The sequence below is a fragment of the Humibacter sp. genome (assembly GCF_035547335.1).
Classification (GTDB): Bacteria; Actinomycetota; Actinomycetes; order Actinomycetales; family Microbacteriaceae; genus Humibacter.
The window spans coordinates 1-1,872 of record NZ_DASZVF010000059.1 but is presented as its reverse complement, the minus strand read 5'-3'; the positions used below and the strand labels follow the sequence as shown (position 1 = coordinate 1,872).

Annotated in this window: 3 protein-coding genes; 2 read left to right on the top strand and 1 reads right to left on the bottom strand. The window is 72.3% G+C overall.

Going from position 1 to position 1,872, the window contains the following annotated elements:
- Positions 1–1,056, bottom strand: a 1,056-nt coding sequence (locus tag VHB92_RS12825) for an FAD-binding oxidoreductase (RefSeq protein ID WP_325454151.1), incomplete at its 3' end; no start/stop codon positions are given.
- 17 nt (positions 1,057–1,073) lie between these two features.
- Between VHB92_RS12825 and VHB92_RS12820 the strand changes: the two genes are divergently transcribed.
- Positions 1,074–1,700: a TetR/AcrR family transcriptional regulator gene (locus VHB92_RS12820; RefSeq protein ID WP_325454150.1), complete on the top strand. Its 627-nt coding sequence runs from the start codon at positions 1,074–1,076 to the stop codon at positions 1,698–1,700.
- A partial coding sequence (locus tag VHB92_RS12815) for an FAD-dependent oxidoreductase (RefSeq protein WP_325454149.1) occupies positions 1,685–1,872 on the top strand: 188 nt, incomplete at its 3' end. The genes VHB92_RS12820 and VHB92_RS12815, both read left to right, overlap by 16 nt.

The following is a 1,872-nucleotide window of genomic DNA, read 5'->3' as shown; positions in this document are numbered from 1 at the left end:
GCACCCGCCGGAGACGCCGCGCAGCCTCAGCCAGCTGTCCATGGCTCGCTTCTTCGCACCCTCCGTCCCTGACAAGGCAAGTGAGATCCGCGTCTCGTCCTCGTCGGACAGCCGCAGCACGTCCGGCCTCGGCCCGTCTTGTGCGAGCGCACGAAGGATGCGCGTCCCGTCCTCCCAGCTGCGCGCCACCCACCCCTCGAAGTGCGTCGTCTTCGGGATGGGCCGCACCCGCAGCGTGACCTCGGTGACCACGCCGAGCGTCCCCTCGGAGCCGAGCACCAGGCGCCGCAGGTCGGGCCCGGCGGCGCTGCCGGGCATGACCGGCAGCACGATCTCACCGCGCGGCGTGGCCATCCGTACGCCGAGGACCATGTCGTCGATTCGCCCCCGCCCGGCCGACCCCTGACCCGAGGAGCGCGTCACGACATAGCCGCCGATCGAGGCGCGCTCGAAGCTCTGCGGCACGTGACCGAGAGATAGTCCGTGCTCGGCCAGTGCGGCCTCCGCAGCCGGCGTGCGGATGCCGGGTTGGAAGGTCGCGGTGCGCGAGACCGCATCCACGCCCAGCAGCTGGTCGAGGCGGCACAGGTCGAGCGCGACGACGGCCTTCAGCCCGCCGTCGATCGCCGACAACCCCCCGACGACACTCGTCCCGCCGCCCCACGGGACGACGGCAACGCGGGCCTTGCTGCAGATCGCCAGCACCTCGGCCACCTGCTCTGCTGAGCCGGGCCGCACGATGACGTCGGGCGCGTCCGACGCGTCCCCCCGGCGGCGGCGCACCAGGTCCGCGTATGCCTGCCCGCCCGCGTGGCGGGCGCGGGTGATGTCGTCGGTGAGCACGCGTGACTCGCCTACCGCTCCCGCGAGCGACTTGCGCAGTGCTGCGGTGAGACGCGACGGCGGGAGCTGAGCCTGCTCGATCGCGCCGGGCCGGCTCGGCGTGAGGTCGCCGAGCAGGTCGCGCAGCATCGACCGCGCCGAGTCCGGCAGCTCCGGCCGCGTCGCACCCCACGAGGTCCAGGAGGATCCGTTGTCCGGGTCGGTGAGCACCATGCGCTACAGTGTGACATATGACGTCACAACGTCACACTAGCTCCGAGACACGTCCGGGCTGGGTGTCCGGAGCGGCGACAAGCCCGGTTCCTGTCGAGATCGCTTCGGCAGTCCGCGACTCGGTGCTCGCCGTCGGGGTACGGCGCACGACGCTGACCGACGTCGCGCGCCGGGCAGGGGTCAGCCGGATGACGCTCTACCGGATGGTGCCCGACGTGGAGACGCTCATCCTGACGGTGATGACCCGGGACTTCGCCGCGCTGCTGCTCGAGGCCGAGTCCCGCGCCGCCCGCAAACGCACCGCGCGCGGTCGCCTGGTCGCGATGACCGTCGACGTCGCGCGGCGGCTGCCCGAGGAGCCGCTGTTCCGGCGGGTGATCGACGTCGACCCCGACCTGCTGCTGCCGTACCTGACGGAGCGGCTCGGCTCGACGCAGCGGTTCGCCATCGAGCACGTGCAGGGTCTGATCGCCGCCGGTCATCGCGACGGCTCGATCCGCAAAGGGGACCCCGAGGTGATGGCGACGAGTGCCCTGGTCGCGGTGCTGCCGTTCGTCGTGTCTGCACGGTTGCTCGACGACGTCGGACGGGATCGAGCCCTCGATGAGCTCGGCGTCGGCCTGGACGGATGGTTGCGGCCGTGAGCACGATCCCCGGCGACACCTACCTCACCGCCGAGCGGCGGCAGCGCGATCTCGACGCACTGGCTGCGGGTGAGGTCGTCGACGTACTCGTCGTCGGCGGCGGCGTGACGGGTGCCGGTGTCGCCCTCGACGCGGCCAGCCGCGGCTTGTCGGTCGCCCTCGTCGAGCGCCG